Source organism: Streptomyces sp. AM25, from assembly GCF_058146165.1.
The window spans coordinates 193516-210911 of sequence record NZ_JBKIWN010000011.1; the positions used below are offsets into that span (position 1 = coordinate 193516).

At 70.8% G+C, this 17396-nt stretch carries 17 protein-coding genes; 7 read left to right on the plus strand and 10 right to left on the minus strand.

Annotation, left to right across the window (positions count from 1 at the left end):
- The first annotated feature begins 41 nt into the window (after nt 1-41).
- Nucleotides 42-1643 carry a sigma-70 family RNA polymerase sigma factor gene (locus tag ACLHRZ_RS17360; protein WP_490419330.1) on the plus strand — a complete coding sequence of 534 codons (1602 nt, stop codon included), beginning with the start codon at nt 42-44 and terminating at the stop codon, nt 1641-1643.
- A 36-nt stretch (nt 1644-1679) separates the two neighbouring features.
- Here the strand turns inward: ACLHRZ_RS17360 and ACLHRZ_RS17365 are convergent, their stop codons facing one another.
- Genes ACLHRZ_RS17365 through ACLHRZ_RS17375 form a run of 3 tightly spaced genes read right to left on the minus strand, consistent with a single transcriptional unit; the run spans nt 1680 to nt 5076 of the window.
- Nucleotides 1680-2423: a succinate dehydrogenase/fumarate reductase iron-sulfur subunit gene (locus ACLHRZ_RS17365; protein ID WP_490419331.1), complete on the minus strand. Its 744-nt coding sequence runs from the start codon at nt 2421-2423 to the stop codon at nt 1680-1682.
- Nucleotides 2420-4366 carry a fumarate reductase/succinate dehydrogenase flavoprotein subunit gene (locus tag ACLHRZ_RS17370; RefSeq protein WP_490419332.1) on the minus strand — a complete coding sequence of 649 codons (1947 nt, stop codon included), beginning with the start codon at nt 4364-4366 and terminating at the stop codon, nt 2420-2422. The genes ACLHRZ_RS17365 and ACLHRZ_RS17370 overlap by 4 nt, the downstream gene beginning before the upstream one ends.
- Before the next feature lie 2 nt (nt 4367-4368).
- Nucleotides 4369-5076: a succinate dehydrogenase cytochrome b subunit gene (locus ACLHRZ_RS17375; protein ID WP_490419333.1), complete on the minus strand. Its 708-nt coding sequence runs from the start codon at nt 5074-5076 to the stop codon at nt 4369-4371.
- Between the two features lie 94 nt (nt 5077-5170).
- On the opposite strand from ACLHRZ_RS17375, the gene ACLHRZ_RS17380 reads away from it, so the two are divergent.
- The gene (locus tag ACLHRZ_RS17380; RefSeq protein ID WP_490419334.1) at nt 5171-6079 is read left to right on the plus strand and encodes a LysR family transcriptional regulator; all 909 of its coding nucleotides are present in this window, start codon (nt 5171-5173) and stop codon (nt 6077-6079) included.
- On the opposite strand, the gene ACLHRZ_RS17385 is transcribed toward ACLHRZ_RS17380, so the two are convergent.
- From ACLHRZ_RS17385 to ACLHRZ_RS17410, 6 genes are all read right to left on the minus strand, one after another.
- Nucleotides 6076-6384 (minus strand): transcriptional regulator, encoded by a 309-nt coding sequence (locus tag ACLHRZ_RS17385; protein WP_490419335.1) that lies wholly within the window; start codon nt 6382-6384, stop codon nt 6076-6078. The genes ACLHRZ_RS17380 and ACLHRZ_RS17385 overlap by 4 nt on opposite strands.
- On the minus strand, nt 6381-6827 hold the full coding sequence (locus ACLHRZ_RS17390; RefSeq protein ID WP_490419336.1) for a hypothetical protein: 447 nt from the start codon (nt 6825-6827) through the stop codon (nt 6381-6383). The genes ACLHRZ_RS17385 and ACLHRZ_RS17390 overlap by 4 nt, the downstream gene beginning before the upstream one ends.
- Nucleotides 6828-6892: 65 nt before the next feature.
- Nucleotides 6893-7252: a fluoride efflux transporter CrcB gene (gene crcB, locus ACLHRZ_RS17395; RefSeq protein WP_490419337.1), complete on the minus strand. Its 360-nt coding sequence runs from the start codon at nt 7250-7252 to the stop codon at nt 6893-6895.
- Complete coding sequence (locus tag ACLHRZ_RS17400) at nt 7249-7593, minus strand: DUF190 domain-containing protein (RefSeq protein ID WP_490419338.1); 345 nt, start codon at nt 7591-7593, stop codon at nt 7249-7251. Before ACLHRZ_RS17400 ends, crcB (ACLHRZ_RS17395) begins: the two co-directional genes overlap by 4 nt.
- Nucleotides 7590-8054 carry a fluoride efflux transporter CrcB gene (crcB, locus tag ACLHRZ_RS17405; RefSeq protein ID WP_490419339.1) on the minus strand — a complete coding sequence of 155 codons (465 nt, stop codon included), beginning with the start codon at nt 8052-8054 and terminating at the stop codon, nt 7590-7592. The genes ACLHRZ_RS17400 and crcB (ACLHRZ_RS17405) overlap by 4 nt, the downstream gene beginning before the upstream one ends.
- A gap of 48 nt (nt 8055-8102) precedes the next feature.
- Complete coding sequence (locus ACLHRZ_RS17410; protein WP_490419340.1) at nt 8103-9341, minus strand: styrene monooxygenase/indole monooxygenase family protein; 1239 nt, start codon at nt 9339-9341, stop codon at nt 8103-8105.
- A 249-nt stretch (nt 9342-9590) separates the two neighbouring features.
- Here ACLHRZ_RS17410 and ACLHRZ_RS17415 point away from each other — a divergent pair, with 249 nt between their 5' ends.
- Together ACLHRZ_RS17415 and ACLHRZ_RS17420 are read left to right on the plus strand one after the other, a co-directional pair.
- Entirely contained in the window at nt 9591-9833 is a 243-nt protein-coding gene (locus ACLHRZ_RS17415) for a chaplin (protein ID WP_336413373.1), read from the plus strand.
- A gap of 151 nt (nt 9834-9984) precedes the next feature.
- Nucleotides 9985-12051: an NB-ARC domain-containing protein gene (locus ACLHRZ_RS17420; RefSeq protein WP_490419341.1), complete on the plus strand. Its 2067-nt coding sequence runs from the start codon at nt 9985-9987 to the stop codon at nt 12049-12051.
- A 1-nt stretch (nt 12052) separates the two neighbouring features.
- Here the strand turns inward: ACLHRZ_RS17420 and ACLHRZ_RS17425 are convergent, their stop codons facing one another.
- The gene (locus ACLHRZ_RS17425; protein WP_490419342.1) at nt 12053-13801 is read right to left on the minus strand and encodes a hypothetical protein; all 1749 of its coding nucleotides are present in this window, start codon (nt 13799-13801) and stop codon (nt 12053-12055) included.
- A 455-nt stretch (nt 13802-14256) separates the two neighbouring features.
- Between ACLHRZ_RS17425 and ACLHRZ_RS17430 the strand changes: the two genes are divergently transcribed.
- The 3 genes from ACLHRZ_RS17430 to ACLHRZ_RS17440 all read left to right on the plus strand — a co-directional run.
- Complete coding sequence (locus tag ACLHRZ_RS17430; RefSeq protein WP_490419343.1) at nt 14257-15327, plus strand: iron ABC transporter substrate-binding protein; 1071 nt, start codon at nt 14257-14259, stop codon at nt 15325-15327.
- On the plus strand, nt 15324-16898 hold the full coding sequence (locus tag ACLHRZ_RS17435) for an ABC transporter permease (RefSeq protein WP_490419344.1): 1575 nt from the start codon (nt 15324-15326) through the stop codon (nt 16896-16898). The genes ACLHRZ_RS17430 and ACLHRZ_RS17435 overlap by 4 nt, the downstream gene beginning before the upstream one ends.
- Nucleotides 16895-17396, plus strand: a 502-nt coding sequence (locus tag ACLHRZ_RS17440; protein WP_490419345.1) for an ABC transporter ATP-binding protein, incomplete at its 3' end; no start/stop codon positions are given. The genes ACLHRZ_RS17435 and ACLHRZ_RS17440, both read left to right, overlap by 4 nt.

The following is a 17396-nucleotide window of genomic DNA, read 5'->3' on the forward strand; positions in this document are numbered from 1 at the left end:
TCTCCTATGTGTCGGACCGAACGGAAAGAGGTGGTCGGGGCGTGAAGAGTGAGAGCGTGGCCGTGGTCGAGGCGGCGCGCGCCGGAGACGCGGCGGCACAGGACGAGCTCGTCGCCACGTACCTGCCGCTCGTCTACAACATCGTCGGCCGGGCCCTCAACGGCCACGCCGACGTCGACGACGTCGTCCAGGAGAGCATGCTGCGCGTCATCAACGGCCTCGACGGCCTGCGCGACCCCGCCGGGTTCCGCTCGTGGCTCGTCGCCATCACCACCAACCAGATACGCACCCACTGGCGGGAGCGCCCCGAGGCGCCCGTCAGTGGTCTTCAGGAAGTCGCCGAAGTCCCCGACCCCGACGCGGACTTCGTCGACCTCACCATCGTCCGGCTCGGCCTGGAGGGCCAGCGCAAGGAGGTGGCCGAGGCCACCCGCTGGCTCGACGACGGCGAGCAGACCGTCCTCTCCCTCTGGTGGCTCGAAGCGGCCGGTGAACTGACTCGCGCCGAGGTCGCCACCGCCCTGGAGCTCACCCCGCAGCACACGGCCGTGCGCGTCCAGCGCACCAAGGAGCAACTCGACGTCGCCCGCGGCGTCGTACGGGCCCTCGCCGCCCAGCCGCGCTGCGTGCAGCTCGCCGAACTCGTCTCGCACTGGGACGGCACCCCGTCCGCCCTCTGGCGCAAGCGGATCGCGCGCCACGCGCGCGACTGCGGCGCCTGCGGCGGTGCCTGGTCCTCGCTCGTCCCCGCCGAGCGGCTGCTCGTCGGCCTCGGCCTCGTGCCGCTCGGTGCCGGGCTGCTCGCGTGGTGGGGGAGCGGCGCCGTCCTGCGCGACGCGCAGCCGGTCGCCCACGTGGTGCGCGGCCACCGGGCCGGCTCCGGCCGCCGCCGCGCCATGAAGGACGGGCGCCGCCGCACCGTGGCCGGAGCCGCGGCCGCCGCGCTCGTGGCGTCCGGTGTGCTGGGCGGCCTCTACCTCTACACCGACTCCTCCAACGGCAAGGCGCCCCGCACGCAGGCCGCCGGTGACGTACCGGCCAGCGTGAAGGCCCTGGACGCCAAGACCTCCGCCGTGCCGAGCCCTTCCGTATCGGCTTCAGCCTCCGCTTCAGCCTCCGCTTCCCCGTCGGCGAGCGCTTCGCCGTCGCCCAGCGCGACGACGGCCTCCCCGAAGGCCGAGCCCTCCAGTGAGGCCCCCGACTCCCCGGCGCCCAAGGCCCCGGCCCGCCAGGCCCCGCAGCCGAAGTCCGCCCCCGTGGGTGGCGGCCTCGTCCAGCAGGTGATCGGCCTGGTGAACGTGGAGCGCGGTAAGGCCGGTTGCTCACCGGTCACCGAGAACGGCCAGCTGGACGCGGCCGCCCAGGGCCACTCCGACGACATGGCCGCCCGCAACTTCTTCGACCACACGAACCCCAGTGGCCAGGGCCCGGGCGAGCGCATCACTGCGGCGGGCTACCACTGGAGCACGTACGGCGAGAACATCGCCTACGGCCAGGCCGACCCGGCGTCGGTGATGGACACCTGGATGCACAGCGACGGCCACCGCCGGAACATCCTGAACTGCTCCTTCAAGGAGCTCGGCGTCGGCGTCAACCAGGCGCCCGGCGGGCCGCGTTGGACCCAGGACTTCGGGGCGAAGTAGCGGAGTGGGGGAGCGGGTGGGCCCGGCCGGCTGCCGTCACCGCGGCCGGGCTGCTGCCCGCAGGTACTCGCGGTTCATCCTGCCTATAGCCGACAGGGGGATCCCCTTCGGACAGGCGACTGCGCACTCACCCGTGTTCGTGCAGCCCCCGAACCCCTCGGCGTCCATCGCCCCGACCATTCCGAGCACACGCGACTCCCGTTCGGGCGCCCCCTGTGGGAGCACGTTCAGATGCACCACCTTGGCCGAAGTGAACAGCATCGCCGACCCGTTGGGGCAGGCGGCGACGCACGCACCGCATCCGATGCACTCCGCGTGCTCGAACGCGAGGTCGGCCACCGGCTTCGGCACGGGCGTCGCGTGTGCGTCGGGCGCCGAGCCGGTGGGGGCGGACACATAGCCGCCGGCGCCGATGATCCGGTCGAACGCGGACCGGTCGACGACCAGGTCCTTGACCACGGGGAAGGCGCCGGCCCGCCACGGCTCGACGTCGACGACGTCGCCGTCCCGGAAGTGCCGCATGTGGAGCTGGCAGGTGGTGGTCCGCTCGGGCCCGTGCGCCTGCCCGTTGATGACCATGCCGCACGCGCCGCAGATGCCTTCGCGGCAGTCGTGGTCGAAGGCCACGGGCTCGTCGCCGCGCAGGATGAGTTCCTCGTTCAGGTGGTCGAGCATCTCCAGGAAGGACATGTCCGGGCTGATGCCCGTCACTTCATAGGTGACCATGCTGCCGGAAACATCCGCGGCGCGTTGCCGCCAGATGCGCAGGGTGAGCTTCATGCGTAGCTCCGCTGGGTGGGGTGGACGTACTCGAAGTGCAGGTCTTCCTTGTGGAGGACGGGCGCCGCGCCGGTGCCCGTGAACTCCCAGGCGGCCACGTAGCCGAACTCCTCGTCCTTGCGCGCGGCTTCGCCGTCCGGCGTCTGGCTCTCCTCGCGGAAGTGGCCCCCGCAGGACTCGCTCCGGTGCAGCGCGTCGAGGCACATGAGCTCGGCGAGCTCCAGGTAGTCGACGATGCGGTTGGCCTTCTCCAGCGACTGGTTGAGCTCCTGGCCGCGGCCCGGCACCGTGATCCGGCGCCAGAACTCCTCGCGGATCTCCGGTATCCGGTCCAGCGCCTTGCGCAGCCCGCTCTCGGTGCGGGCCATGCCGCACTCGTCCCAGAGCAGCTCGCCGAGCTCGCGATGGAACGAATCCGGCGTCCGGTCGCCGTCGTTCTCCAGCAGACGGCGCAACCGGTCGCTCACACCGTTCAGCGCTTCCGTGACCGCCGGATGGTCGCCCGGCACGTCGTCGTGCGGATGACGGGCCAGGTAGTCGTTGATGGTGGACGGCAGCACGAAGTAGCCGTCGGCCAGCCCCTGCATCAGGGCGGAGGCGCCCAGCCGGTTGGCACCGTGGTCGGAGAAGTTGGCCTCGCCGACGGCGAAGAGGCCGGGGACGGTGGTCTGCAGGTCGTAGTCCACCCACAGGCCGCCCATCGTGTAGTGGATGGCGGGATAGATGCGCATGGGCACCTCGTACGGATCCTCGGCGGTGATCCGCTCGTACATCTCGAAGAGGTTGCCGTACTTGGCCTCGACCGCCTTGCGCCCCATGCGCCGGATCGCGTCCGCGAAATCCAGGTACACCCCCTGCCCGCCGGGCCCGACGCCGCGCCCCTCGTCGCATACGTTCTTCGCCGCACGCGAGGCGATGTCGCGCGGGACGAGATTGCCGAAGGACGGATAGATCCGCTCCAGGTAGTAGTCCCGCTCGTCCTCGGGGATCTCGGCCGGCGGCCGCGTGTCGCCCTGGGCCCTGGGCACCCAGATCCGGCCGTCGTTGCGCAGCGACTCGCTCATCAGCGTCAGCTTCGACTGGTGGTCGCCGGACCGCGGGATGCAGGTCGGATGGATCTGGGTGAAGCAGGGGTTGGCGAAGTACGCACCGCGCCGGTGGGCCCGCCAGACGGCCGTGGCGTTGGAGTTCTTGGCGTTGGTCGACAGGTAGAACACATTCCCGTAGCCACCGCTGGCGAGCACCACCGCATCCGCGAAGTACGTGTCGATCCGCCCGGTGATCAGATCGCGGGCGACGATCCCGCGGGCCCGTCCGTCGACGACGATCAGGTCGAGCATCTCTGTGCGGGCGTGCATCTCGACGGCTCCGGCATCGATCTGCCGGCTGAGCGCCTGGTACGCGCCGAGCAACAACTGCTGCCCGGTCTGGCCGCGGGCGTAGAACGTCCGGGAGACCTGCACGCCGCCGAAGGACCGGGTGTCCAGCAGCCCTCCGTACTCACGGGCGAAGGGCACGCCCTGGGCCACGCACTGGTCGATGATCTCGACGGAGATCTGGGCCAGCCGGTGCACATTCGACTCCCGGGCACGGAAGTCGCCGCCCTTGACCGTGTCGTAGAAGAGCCGGTGCACGGAGTCGCCGTCGTTCCGGTAGTTCTTGGCGGCGTTGATCCCGCCCTGCGCGGCGATGGAGTGGGCGCGACGCGGGGAGTCCTGGTAGCAGAACTGCACGACGCGGTAGCCCTGTTCGGCGAGCGTGGCCCCGGCGGCACCGCCCGCCAGGCCCGTCCCGACGACGATGACGGTGTGCTTGCGCCGGTTCGCGGGATTGACCAGTTTGGCCTCGAACCGCCGCCGGTCCCACCGCTCGGCGATCGGCCCGCCGGGCGCCTTCGTATCGCTGACGGGACCGCCGGTCCCGTACTGGACGTACTCGCTCATGGTCAGCTCACGACTCCCGTCATGACACCGATGGGTATGGCAATGAATCCGCAGGTCAACAGGGCGGCGAGGGCATTCGCGACGATCTTGAACGCCCGGTCGCGGCGAGGGGAGTTGGCGCCCAGCGTCTGGGCCGCGCTCCAGAAGCCGTGCCGGATGTGCAGGCCCAGGGCCAGCATGGCGGCGATGTAGAACACGTCGACATACCAGCGGCCGAAGGACGCCACCAGATTCTCGTAGGGGTGTCCCTCCTGGGCGTTGGGGTTCACGGTGAGGGTGGTCAGGTCGAGGATGTGCCACACGATGAACAGGGCGAGGATCACCCCGCCCCAGCGCATCGTGCGCGTCGCGTAACTCGCGCGGGCCCGCTTGCGTACGTACTTCGCGGGGCGCGCGGCGAGGTCGCGGCGGCTGAGCTGGTACGCGGCCACGCCGTGCAGCACGACCGAGACGGTCAGGCCCACCCGCGCGATCCACAGGAACCACTCGTGGTGCAGGAATGGCTCGCCGATGGTGCGGATCCACTGCCCGTAGTGGTTGAACTCCCCGGCCCCGAAGAACACCTTCAGGTTGCCCAGCATGTGGGCGACCAGGTACGCCAGCATGATCAGGCCGGTGACCGCCATGACCGCCTTCTTGCCGACGGTCGAACGCCACACGGAGCCGATGAAAGAGGACGCAGGTGTCCTCCGGGTCGTCGCCAGTGCCATGCCCGAGACGCTAGGCCGCCCCTCGGTGATCCGTCCAAGACATGATGGGCCTGGTTTCGATAGGCATCTCCTATGTACGCAGTACCATGCCGCTGTGCAACTCCAGCAGCTCCGCTACTTCGCCACCGTCGCCGGACTCCGCCACTTCACACGGGCCGCGGAGGCGCTGCACGTCGCCCAGCCCTCGCTGTCCCAGCAGATCCGTGCGCTGGAACGGGAGTTGGGCGCCGAGCTCTTCCACCGCGCCCGCGGCAACATCACCCTCACCGACGCCGGCGAGGCCCTCCTGCCGCTGGCCCGGCGCATCCTGGCCGACGCGGAGACTGCACACCGCGAAGTCCAGGAGGTCGCGCAATTGCGCCGGGGCAGGGTGCGCCTGGGCGCCCCGCCCAGCCTGTGCGCGAGCCTCGTCCCGGACGTGCTGCGCACGTACCACGCCCGCTATCCCGGTATCGACCTCCTCGTCGACGAGGGCGGTTCCCGTGACCTCGTCCGCACCCTCGCCGCGGGTGAGCTCGACCTGGCCCTGATCATCACTCCGCTCGGCGCTGCGGACCCCGCCCTCGCCGCCACGGAACTGCTGCACGAGGATCTGGTCGTCGTCACCTCGCCGTCCGATCCGCCTCCCGTCCGCCGGCGCCGCATCCGCGTGGAGGACCTCCGCAGCCTCCCGATGGTCATGTTCCGCCGGGGCTACGATCTGCGGGAGATCACCCTCTCCGCCTGCCGCGAGGCCGGTTTCGAACCGTCCTTCACGGTGGAGGGCGGGGAGATGGACGCGGTGCTGGGTTTCGTGCGTGCCGGTCTGGGCCTGGCCGTGGTCCCCGGCATGGTGGCCGCCCGGTCCGGCCTCCGCGTCACCCCGTTCGAGGGCGACCGCATGCGCCGCACGGTGGCCGTCGCCCACCGCAAGGACGCCCCGCCGCCGCGCGCCGCACGGGAGTTGCGCACGGTGCTGCTGGAGCACCTCGGTGCCGGCACCGAGGCTGCGGATCCCCTCTAGCCGTCCCCCAGGCCGGCGTTGACGATCGCGCGCAGTGCGGCGAGATGCGCCTGATAGGCCGAGCGCCCGTCCTTGGTGAGGCGCAGCCAGACCCGCTGACGCGTCTCGCGCACGGCCCGCCGTTGCTCGACGTAGCCCGCATCCGTCAGGACCGTCACGTGCTTGCTGAGCACGGAGGGGCTCACCCCCAGCGTGTCCCGTATCGTCCCGAACTCGATCTCCTCGACGGCGTCGAGCGCGGCGCAGATCCGCAGCCTGTTCGGCGCGTGGATCGTCTCGTTGAAGCCGTCTTCGGGGGCGGTCACGGCGCGGGTATGCCCTTCTTGCGGGGAAAGCGGTCGATGACCAGGGTGCCACCTGCGACCAGCAGTGCCGCCAGCACCCATATCCACGACATGCCCGCCAGCCGGTCCAGCAGGTCCGCCCCCACGAAACCCAGCAGCCCGAGCACGGCGCCGCCGAGCATCTGCCGTCCCACCTTCGGGGTGTAGCGGTGCTTGACGCCGCTGACCTGCACCTGCCGGATCACGAACGTGATCAGGCACACGAAGGAGACCGCGATGACGATCAGGTCGTACGGCTTGGGCAGCAGGTTGGCGAGGAAGACCGCGGCCACGCACGCGGCCATCTTCAGTTCGTACCGGCGCGAGGGCTTGATCGAATCCACCGCCGCCTGTGCCTGCTCGGCGAGCGCCAGCGATTCCGCGGCGCTCTCGCGAGACAGGCGTGAGTTCTCGTCAGTTGCCATGACGGAAAGTCTGACACGGGCTTTCCGTCATGGCAACAGTCGAGTTTCCGTTGTGGAAAATCTCGTCACCCCCAGACCCAGTTCCCCACCGCCACCCCTGCAAAGGCCGCCCCGAGCCCGCAGGCCACGCTTGCCGCGGCGTTCGCCGCGGCGTAGCCCCGGGCCCCGGTCTCCGCCAGGCGGAGCGTTTCGTAGGAGAACGTCGAATATGTCGTCAATGCCCCGCACAGGCCCGTCCCCAGGAGCAGGCGCAGGTCGGCCGGGGCGGCTGCGGTCAGGACGCCGAGGATCAGGCAGCCCACGACGTTCACCACGAACGTGCCCCAGGGGAAGACCGAGTCGTGCCGGGTCTGGACCGCGCGGTCCGTCAGGTAGCGCAGAGGGGCGCCGACCAGCGCACCCGCGACGACGAGGAGCCAGTTCACGCGGGCGCCTCCCGGCCCCGGTAGTGCAGGACCGCGACCTCGTCCAGGGTGACCAGGCCCTCGCCGACCAGCTCGTCGAGGACGGGCAGGAAGGCCCGCACCCGCTCCTCCGTGTCCACGATCACGACCGCCACCGGCAGGTCCTCACTGAGGGACAGCAGCCGGGTGGTGTGGATCAGGGACGAGGCGCCGAAGCCCTCGATGCCGCGGAAGACGCTGGCGCCCGCCAGGCCCGCCGCGTGGGCGCGGTGGACGATCTCGGAGTAGAGCGGGCGGCCGTGGACGCAGTCGGACTCGCCGACATAGGCCGTCACCCGCAGCGCATTGCCATGGAGTCTCAACGGGACCTCCTGAGGACGAACCGGCGGGTCGCCGCCGCTGCCGCCCACACGGCGGCCATCGCCAGGAGCAGCGTCGCGACCAGATAGGCCAGAGCGCTCGCCACGCGGCCGGCCTGCAGCAGCTGCTGCGCGTCCACCGTGTACGTCGAGAACGTCGTGAAGCCGCCCAGTACCCCCGTCCCCAGGAAGGGCCGCACCAGCCGGTGCGCCGAGCCCAGTTCGGAAACGGTGACCAGCAGTACGCCGATCAGGGCGCAGCCGACCGCATTGATGAGGAGCGTGGTCCAGGGGAAGGCTCCGCTCGGCGTCGTCCACAGCAGCCCGGCGGCGTAGCGGGCGACCGCGCCGATGGCTCCCCCGACGGAGACGACGGCCACGACCGGCCACTGCCCGGCAGGACGGGGGCGGCGTGTGCGCCCGCTCTGCGCCGACGCGACCGCCTCGGCCTGTGACGTGCCCACGTGCGCTCTCTGCCTCCGCCTCTGCCGTACTCCTTGCAGAGGTCCAGGCTATCGTCCGCTTCCCGTGACGGCCTTCAGATACGCCTCCGCCCGGTCCTCGTCCATCAGCCAGTCCTGGTAGTCGGCCGGGTCGGCGAAACCGTTGACGTACCGGTGGGCGATCTCACGGTGCTCGCCCGCTGCGGTCAGCAGGCGCCGCAGGTGCTCCGGCAGCGGTGTGCTCAGCACCAGGTTGGTGAAGGCCGTCCCGTGCCGCGCGTGCTCCCAGTACGCGGCGAAGACACTGTGCATCCACGCCCGGTCGAACGGCAGCTCCCCGCGCTCGCGGATCGCCGTCAGATAACGGGCCGCGGCCCGGGCCGCGTTGTTGCAGCCCTGCCCGGTGACCGGGTCGTTGACGACGACCGCGTCCGCCAGGCCGAGCACGTACGTGTCCGGCGCGACCTCCGCGACGGGATGCCGCACCACGGGAGTGACGGCGCCGGACAGCGCGGCCCCCGCATCCGTCGGCTCGGCGTCCGCGTACAGCTCGTACTCCCAGGGCGCCCGCTCGCGCAGCACCTCCAGCGTGCGTGCGAGCACGGCCTGCGGATCGCCGCCCAGATCCTGCCAACAGTCCAGAGGCCCGCCCGGCACCCCTTCCCACAGCACCGCATGGCACGGCCCGGACAGCGTCAGCGCCGGCATGACGAAGAACTCGCCGACACCCGGGAAACCGACCATGCGGAGATACGCATCACCCGGTGCCGGTGCGACCCCGTGCGCGTACACGACCGCGACCACGCGCTGCGGGCGGTCGTAGGGGCTGTGCCGCTCGTCCCGCCCGAAGACCTCCCCGAGCGCCCCGCGTCCCGTGGCGACGACCGTCAGATCGTGAGCGGAGGCCAGCTCCGCCAGGTCGCCCGCGGACGCCTCGCGGTACTCCACGCGGCCGCCCTGCTCCTCGAGCAGCTCCAGCCACCGCGCGGTCTTGACCCGCTGATCGACGGACTGGGCGGGTGCGACGAGCGGACCGGCGACGGGCGGTCTCCGGCCGTACTCGGGGTCGACCGTGGTCAGCGAGGCGCCGTGGATCCAGGGGACCTCGCCGTCCCACAGGTTCAGCCCGGCCTCGCGCTCCAGGGCGAGCGCCGGAGCGAACATCTGCTGGGTGGACGTGACGCGCCCGGCTCTGATCTCCTCGGGTTTCCGCGTGGCCACCACCGTCACCTCGTACCCGGCCGCCCGCAGCCCCAGGGCCAGTTGCAGGCCTGCCTGTCCCGCACCCACGATGGCGATACTGCGCATTGCCGCCTCCCCCATCGAACGGTTGTCACCCTCAACCGTTGTAAGCGCACAGGGCGCACCGTGTACAGACGGCATACGGGCGGCACGGCCGTCGCGGGCGCCGTCCGGTTCGCACCTCCATTCGGCCCACGAGGCGGTCACCCGGACGCTTCATGGACGAAACCTTTGTGACTTATGGGCGTTTTACCGGACTCCTGGCCTCATCGGCCGGGGAGCCTGTCCCGTACGACCAAGCAAAGGTGTCTCCCCATGTCACGAATCGCCAAGGCAGCAGTCATCACCGCCACCGTGGGCGCCACTCTCGCCGGAGTCGCCGCCGGCAGCGCGGTCGCCGACGCCGGCGCGAAGGGCGTTGCCGCCGGTTCCCCGGGTGTGATCTCGGGCAACGTCATCCAGATCCCGCTGCACGTGCCGATCAACCTGTGCGGCAACTCCATCGACATCATCGCTCTGCTCAACGCGGCCTCCGGCAACACCTGCGTCAACGGCTGATGCACGGCTAGTCCGCGTCGTCCCCCGGACGGTCCCCGGCCGGGATCCGTCCTGCGCGTGGCGCCCCCGACAGTGTCGGCGGGCGCCACGCGCACGTAGGATCACCTGCCGCCGCCACGACGGGCGGGGACGGACTGGGGGTGTGGGGCGCATGGACGGCACCGAGAACACCATCACGGGCAGGGCCACGATCCGGGGCTCGGTGATCCAGGGGCGGGACATCGAGTACCACGCCGCCCCCGAATCACCGACACCCCGTCAGCTCGCCCCGGCGCCACAGGTGTACGTCAATCACCGCACCACCTTTGCCTCGCTCGCCCGGGCCGTCACGGAACGGCCCGCAGGGAGCGCGCCTCTGGTGATCCTGCTGACCGGCATGGCCGGTGTGGGGAAGACGGCCACCGCTCTGCGTCTGCTGCACGGACTGGGCGACGGCTTCCCCGGCGGGCACCTTCAGGCCGACATGAGTCCTCAAGGACCCCTGCGCCCCCGCGACACCGTAGCCGTACTGCAGGGCTTCGTCCGCGCACTGACGTCGCATCAACCGGACGCACCCCTGCCCACCGACCCGGACGAACTGGCCGCTCACTACAGAACGCTCACATCGGACCGGCCCGTACTCGTGCTGCTCGACGACGTGGTGAACGCCGGGCAAGTGCGCGCGTTACTGCCCGGGCACCCCGGCAGCGTGGTCGTCGTCACCAGCCGCTCGCCCCTTGCCGGTCTGCAGGCCTCGCACCACTTGGTGCGCGTTCCCCTGGACTCCTTGAAACGCAAGGCCAGCAGGGAACTGTTCGAGGCAGTCGCGGGTTCGGGCGTGCTGGACCGGCCTTCGCTCGACGGCGTGCTGCACGCATGTGCCGGACTCCCCCTGGCCGTGCGGATCGCAGGAGCCAGAGCGAATGAGCTGCTCGACATGGGGGAGGATCCGGCGGGACTGGCCCGTGAACTCATCGACCGGAGTACCCGCTTGGAGGCGCTCACCGTGCCGGACGACCTTTCTGTTGCGCAGGTGTTCGACGCCGTCTACGGCTCCCTGGACAAGGACGCAGCGGCTCTCTACCGCGCACTGGGACTGCACCCCACGCCGGAGTTCTCCCGCAGCCTCGCGGAGCAGCTCGCCCAGGGGCCGGGTGGCGTGCGGACGCTCGTCCGGGAGAAGCTCCTCGATCCCGCAGGGGACGGACGGCTGCGCATGCACCGTCTTGTGCACGACCACGCGCGGGCGGCAGCCGATGCTCACGAGGCGGACGGCGCTGTGGACCGCTGCATCGACTGGTACCTGATGCTGGCCGCCGCCGTCGAGCGGGCGGTCTCCGACCGCTGGCGGTACGGACAGGTCTTCGCCCGCACCGATCTGACCGCCTTCGCGGACGTCGGCGCGGCGCTCAGGGCGCTGGAATCGGACCGTGCCAACGCCGTCGCCATCGTCGAACTCGCCTGCGCCACAGGGCACTACGAAGCCGCCTGGCAGCTGTGCGAGGCCTTGCGCGGCTTCTTCTACCGCCGCAAATACCACACCGACTGGATCGAGGTGTGCCGCCGGGGCGTGGACGCCGCCGAGCGGACGGGCGATCCGGTCGCCGTGGCGCGCATGCACTACGAGCTCGCTTTCGCGCTCGCCGACCGGGGCGAGGGTGACGACAGCGCCTCCGCCCGGGAGCACTACGAACACGCCTTGCGCGAGGCCGGGGTGGCCGGTCACGGGCGCACCGTCTCCTCGGCCCTGGAAGGCCTCGGACTGCTCGCCCTGCGCGCCGGCGACGTGTCCGCGGCTGCGGAACGTTTCGAGCGTGCCGCCGAAGCGCTGGAAGGCATCGACCACCCGCGGGGCAGGGCGCTGCTGACCTTTCATCTGGGACGTGCCCGCAGTGCCGAGCGCCGTCACCAGGAAGCGGCCGAACTGCTCCTGGACGCCCGCAGGTTGTTCGCCGAGCTGCCTGACGCCTTCAACGAGGCCAAGGCACTGTGGCACTACGCGCAAGCACGACGGCACGCCGACCGGTTGGACGAAGCGCTGGAACCGCTCGACACGTCAGTGGGCCTGTTGCGTCCGTGTGATGCCCCGAAGGAGCTGGCCGACGTACTGCTGCTGCGCGGTGATGTGCGAGCGGCACTGGGGGACCGCGAGGCGGCCGGAGGCGACTGGCGTGAGGCGGCCGCGCTGTACAAGAGCGTGGGTCATGCCGATCAGGAACAGGCCGCGCGCGACCGCTGATTCACCGGCTGATGGTGAGGACGGCCGACGGCAGACCGTCGACGACACTGACGCGTACGGAAAAAGCCGACCGACTGGTCAAAGTGGAATAGAGAGCCGATGCGGCCACCGAGAAGTCGTACGGCCAGGGCGGAGCACCGTCCTGCCACTGCGCGGTCAGCCGTCGCAGCCCGTCGCGCGTGAACGCCAGGCAGCCCGTTGCCCCTTGGGGGAAGGCGGCGAGCTCACAGCCCGGATGGCGTCGGAAGACCCGCCGGGCGGCGTCCTCCCACGATTCACCGGAGTGCAGCGAACGCGCGAGGATCACGTCGGCCGCGTGTGCCCAGCGCGGGTCGGGTTCGCCGTAGGCGGCCACCAGGTGAGGGTCGGGCAGGTGATGAGTGAGTGAGCCCTGGAGCTCGGCCGGGTAGCGCCGCAGGCGGCCGCCCCGCATGTCCACGTACACGGGTGCGGTGCCCGGCTGGCGGCGTTCGGACGGAAGCGGCAGGGGGAGGGCGACGGGGCGGGAGACTGCGGGATGCCGTGGTTCGTCGAGCTCCATCCGCTCGTAGTAGAGACTGCGCAGCAGCCCGGCCGCCTGGAGAGGGCGGGAGGTCACCAGGGCGCCGATCTCTGCGATGCGCTCGCGCTGCGGCCCGGACTGGGCTGCGGCGGCCCGCTGCAGCTGCCGTCCGAGCGGCTCGTGCGTGACACGCGGAAGTTCCCGGCCCAGCAGGTCCATGGGCGACCCGTCGGCCACCACGTCCTCGCCGAACGCGCCCAGCAGACCGGGCACGCCGAGTGCCGTCGCGTACAGGGTGAGCGAACCGTGGTCGCCGATGAAGGCGTCGGCTGCGGCGAGCGCTGCCTTCCAGACGTCGGTTTCGGGGGAGGGCAGGAGGAGCCCGGCGCGCAGGAACGGCGCGAACCACTCGTGAATCTGATGACCGCTGTGCGTGTACCAGGCGTTGGGATGGACGGCATAGAGCACGCGGTACTCGTCGGCGGGCAGTTCGGCGAGGGCCCGGCGGACGATCTCCAGGTCGGCGCGGTGTACTCCGAGGAGCGAGCGATCCTTCCACGTGGAGGTCAGTACGAGCAGCTTCTGGCCGGGGCGCACACCGAGGGCTGCGCGGTACTCGTCACGGAAGGGAACGCCGGCGAGCAACTGATCCATGCACGGGTCACCCGCGACGACGGAAAAGGGGACGGCCTCGGGGCAGCCGCGGCGCAGGCGTTCACGCTGCTCGTCGTGGGAGAGGACGATGGCGGAGGGAATCAACTCGCCATCATGCACGAGCCATTCGGCACCGAGACCGAAGGCTTCCGGTTTCCGGTTTCCGGTTTCCGGCTTCCGGCTTCCGGCTTCCGGCTTCCGGCTTCCGGCTTCCGGCTTCCGGCGCAAGTATTTATTGTATCCGGCGCCGTGCGGGGCGCCGACGAGCGGAGCGTTGAGCTGCTGAAGATCCCCGCCCCGGCTGCTGCTCACCGCGAGGTCGAACTTCTCGCGTTTCGCCTCTTCCCAGGATATGCAGGGGAGTTTGCGCTCGGTGAGGAATTCCTGCAGGCCCTCCGTGAATGCCGAGGATCCCGTGCAGGTGAAGAGAACCTGGACGCGTGTATCGCCCTCGAAGGGCTTCAGAAGGTCGAGCAGCCGGGTCGCTGACGTGACGTTGTGGATGACGCCGAGCACGGTGCGTTCCGGTGCGACGGTGGTCCAGTCGGCAGCGTCCTCCCGCAGCAGGATGTGTGACGGTCCCGCATCCGGCACGGCCTTCCTCCCTCACGGCTCCGGCCGCCCTCCGACGGCTCCGGCAGACGATACCCGGCGGCTCCGGCGCGCCACGCGTGCGCCTTTCCGCCGTGACGCGGACTACTGCCTCGGGACCGGCTCGTGAGCGGCGGGCGCCAGCAGTCACGCCTGGCGGTCGCCAGACGGGCGTGACGGGCGAATCGGATGTATCCGGGTGGGGACTCCCCGACGTTTGCGCGGACTTGGAGCTTCGGGGAGCGAAGTTTGGCCATGCCGATGCGTGGCTGAAATCTGACGGCTCAAAACTTGTTAGGCAAACCTTCCCTGTCCTAGGTTCTGGCGCATCACGCCGGGGGCGGGCGCCCCACGAGCCGCGTTCCCCAGGTGCGCGGCACCGTCCGTCACCGGCTGGATCCAGCTGTTCCGGGTGGAGCCGACCGGCCGAACCCTGCCCACTGCGGAGGTCCCCCACCATGCTCCGATCCCTCAGGCCCGTCGCCGCACTGTCTCTCACGACAGCCTGTCTCCTCGGACTGACCGCCTGCGGCGGTTCGTCCGGCGGCAGGGACGACAACAACGCCTCGTCGGCATCGAACAGCACGTCTCTCAAGGGTCAGACGGTCACCGTCTACAGCGGTCAGCACGAGCAGACCGTCAAGGCACTGGCCGCGGACTTCGAGAAGCGCACCGGTGTCAAGGTCGAGCTGCGCTCCGGTGACGAGGCCGAGCTAGCCAACCAGATCCTCCAGGAGGGCGCGGCCTCCCCGGCCGACGTCTTCTACGCCGAGAACCCGCCCGCACTGACCACCCTGGAGGAGAAAGGCCTGCTGGCTCCCGTGAAGCCGGACACCCTCAAGGCCGTCCCCGCGCAGGACAGTTCGCCCAAGGGCGACTGGGTCGGCATCTCCGCCCGCACCGCCGCCTTCCTCGCCGCAGAGGGCAAGCACGCCGACACTGCGCCCCCGTCCTCCGTACGTGACCTGGCCAAGCCGGAGTGGAAGGGACGCCTCGGTATCGCCCCCGGCGAGACCGACTTCGCGCCCGTCGTCACGCGCGTGATCAAGACCGACGGCGAGGGCGCGGCCAGGAAGTGGCTGGAAGGCCTGAAGGCCAACGCCAAGACCTACGACAGCAATGAGGATCTCTCCGCCGCCGTCAACAAGGGAGAGGTTGAAGGCGGCGTCATCGACCACTACTACTTCTACCGCCTGCGCGACGAGCAGACCGCCGCCAAGACCCACGCCAAACTGCACTACTTCGCCAAGGGCGACCCGGGCGCACTCGTCGACGTCTCGGGCGCGGCCCCCCTCAAGCACGGCAAGCACCCACAGGCCGCTCAGGCGTTTCTCGCCTACCTGGCCAGCGCACCCGCACAGAACGTGATCGCCGCCTCCGAGAGCTACGAGTACCCGCTCGTCCCGGGCGTCAAGGGCAAGAGCGAACTGCCTGCACTCGACACCATCGGCACCGTCGCGAACGTCGCCGACCTCGGTGACGGCAAGGAGGCCCTCAAGCTCCTCCAGGACACCGGTCTCCTGGCGTGAGCACCCTCCGTTCGCCCGGTGGTCCGTCGCCGCTGCTGCGGTGGCGGGCCGCCGGCCTGCTGCCCGTTGCCGCCTTCGCCGTCGTCGCCGCGGTGGTCTCGCCGCTCGCTTTCGTCGGCGTCCAGGCCGCCCAGGCGGGCTGGGAACAGGTCCACCGCCTGCTCGGCCGCCCGCTGATCGTCACCCTGCTGTGGAACACCGCCACGCTGGCCCTCGCGGTCACCTTCGCCACCGCCGTCCTCGGCTTCGGCGCGGCATATCTGGTGGAGCGCACCGACCTGCCGGGCCGCCGTTGGTGGACCGTCGCCCTCGCCCTCCCGCTCGCCGTGCCCGAGTTCGTCCGCGGCTACTCCTGGGTCTCGCTGACCGGTTCGGTCCGCGGCTACTGGGGAGCGGTGCTCGTGATGACCTGCTCGCTGTACCCCCTGGTCTTCCTCCCGGTCGCCGCGATTCTGCGGCGCGCCGACACCGCAGCCGAAGAGGTCTCCCGCAGCCTCGGACGGGGACCGTTCGCGACCCTCTGGCGCGTCACCCTGCCCCTCACCCGCCCCGCACTGGCCGGTGGTGCGCTCCTGGTGTCGCTCTATCTGCTCGGCGAGTACGGGGCGTTCGCGATGCTGCGGTTCACGACGTTCGCCACCGCCATCTTCAGCCAGTACAAGCTGGGCTTCGACGCGGCCTCGGCCGCACTGCTCACCCTGGTGCTCGTCGCCCTCGCCCTGCTGCTCGTCCTCCTGGAGGCGACCGCCGGGCGCCGCGGCCGCACCGTCCGCCGCGCCACCGCCGGCCGTCGCGCCGCCCCCGCCCGGCTCGGCCGCTGGACGTCGCCCGCCCTGGCGGCACTGACCGTGCTCGTCGCCACCGCGCTCGGCGTGCCGGTCTACGCCCTCGGCTACTGGCTGGTGCGCGGCAGCTCCACCACGCTCCCGCAGGCCTCGGTGTTCACCGCCGCGCTCACCACGCTCGGTTACGCCGCCGTGGCCGCCGTCGTCGCCACCGCGGCCGCGGTCCCTGTCGCGCTGTACGCCTGGCGGCGCGACAGCCGGCTCGCCCGGGCCGCCGAGAGCGCCGCCTACCTCACCCGGGCGCTGCCCGGCATCGCGGTCGCCCTCTCCGTCGTCTATTTGGTGATCCGCTACGCCCAGCCGCTCTACCAGCGGCCCCCGATGCTCGTCGCCGGGTACACGGTGCTCTACTTCCCGCTCGCCCTGACGGCCGTGCGGGCCGCCCTGGCCCAAGTGCCGCCCGGTGTCGAGGAAGTGGCCCGCTCGCTCGGCACCCGCCCGGTCGTGGTACTGGCCAGAATCACCCTGCCGCTCGTGCTGCCCGGCCTCGGCGCGGCGGCTGCCATGGTCGCCCTCACCGCCAGCACCGAACTGACCGCCACCCTGCTGCTTCGCCCGACCGGTACCGAGACCCTCGCCACCCGCTTCTGGACGTACACCAGCGGCCTCGCGTACGGAGCCGCAGCGCCGTACGCCGCACTGATGGTGGCCCTGTCCGTACCGCCCGTCCTCCTGCTCACCCGCCGCACGCTCGGCGCCGATCCCCGTACGGAGACAACGCGATGAGTGGCCTTTCCATCAAAGGGTTGTGTGCCGCACATGGCCGGAACGAGATCCTCGCCGGAGTCGACCTGACCGTGCAGGACGGGGCGCTGGCCTGTGTGCTCGGACCGTCCGGATGCGGCAAGAGCACCCTGCTGCGCGTCATAGCCGGTTTCCATCCGGCCACGGAGGGCGAAGTCGCCCTGGGCGGGCGGCTGCTGGACGACGGGCGGCGCAGGCTGCCCGCCGAGCATCGCAGGGTCGGTTATGTGCCGCAGGACGGTGCACTGTTCCCGCACCTGACCGTGGCCGGAAACATCGGCTTCGGCCTGCCGCGCGGCCGCCGCCGCGAGAAGGTCGCCGAACTCCTTGCCATGGTCGGCCTGGACGGCCTCGCCGGGCGCCACCCGCATCAGCTCTCCGGAGGCCAGCAGCAGCGCGTCGCCCTCGCCCGCGCTCTGGCGACCGGTCCCGAACTGCTGCTGCTGGACGAGCCCTTCAGTTGGAGATCGGTTCGGGGGC

What these genes read in the sequence shown, in the direction of transcription:
- ACLHRZ_RS17365 (WP_490419331.1), bottom strand. Translation starts at nt 2,423, where the DNA reads ATGAAGCTCACCCTGCGCATCTGGCGGCAACGCGCCGCGGATGTTTCC.
- ACLHRZ_RS17370 (WP_490419332.1), bottom strand. Translation starts at nt 4,366, where the DNA reads ATGAGCGAGTACGTCCAGTACGGGACCGGCGGTCCCGTCAGCGATACG.
- ACLHRZ_RS17375 (WP_490419333.1), bottom strand. Translation starts at nt 5,076, where the DNA reads ATGGCACTGGCGACGACCCGGAGGACACCTGCGTCCTCTTTCATCGGC.
- ACLHRZ_RS17390 (WP_490419336.1), bottom strand. Translation starts at nt 6,827, where the DNA reads ATGGCAACTGACGAGAACTCACGCCTGTCTCGCGAGAGCGCCGCGGAA.
- ACLHRZ_RS17410 (WP_490419340.1), bottom strand. Translation starts at nt 9,341, where the DNA reads ATGCGCAGTATCGCCATCGTGGGTGCGGGACAGGCAGGCCTGCAACTG.
- ACLHRZ_RS17415 (WP_336413373.1), top strand. Translation starts at nt 9,591, where the DNA reads ATGTCACGAATCGCCAAGGCAGCAGTCATCACCGCCACCGTGGGCGCC.
- ACLHRZ_RS17420 (WP_490419341.1), top strand. Translation starts at nt 9,985, where the DNA reads ATGGACGGCACCGAGAACACCATCACGGGCAGGGCCACGATCCGGGGC.
- ACLHRZ_RS17430 (WP_490419343.1), top strand. Translation starts at nt 14,257, where the DNA reads ATGCTCCGATCCCTCAGGCCCGTCGCCGCACTGTCTCTCACGACAGCC.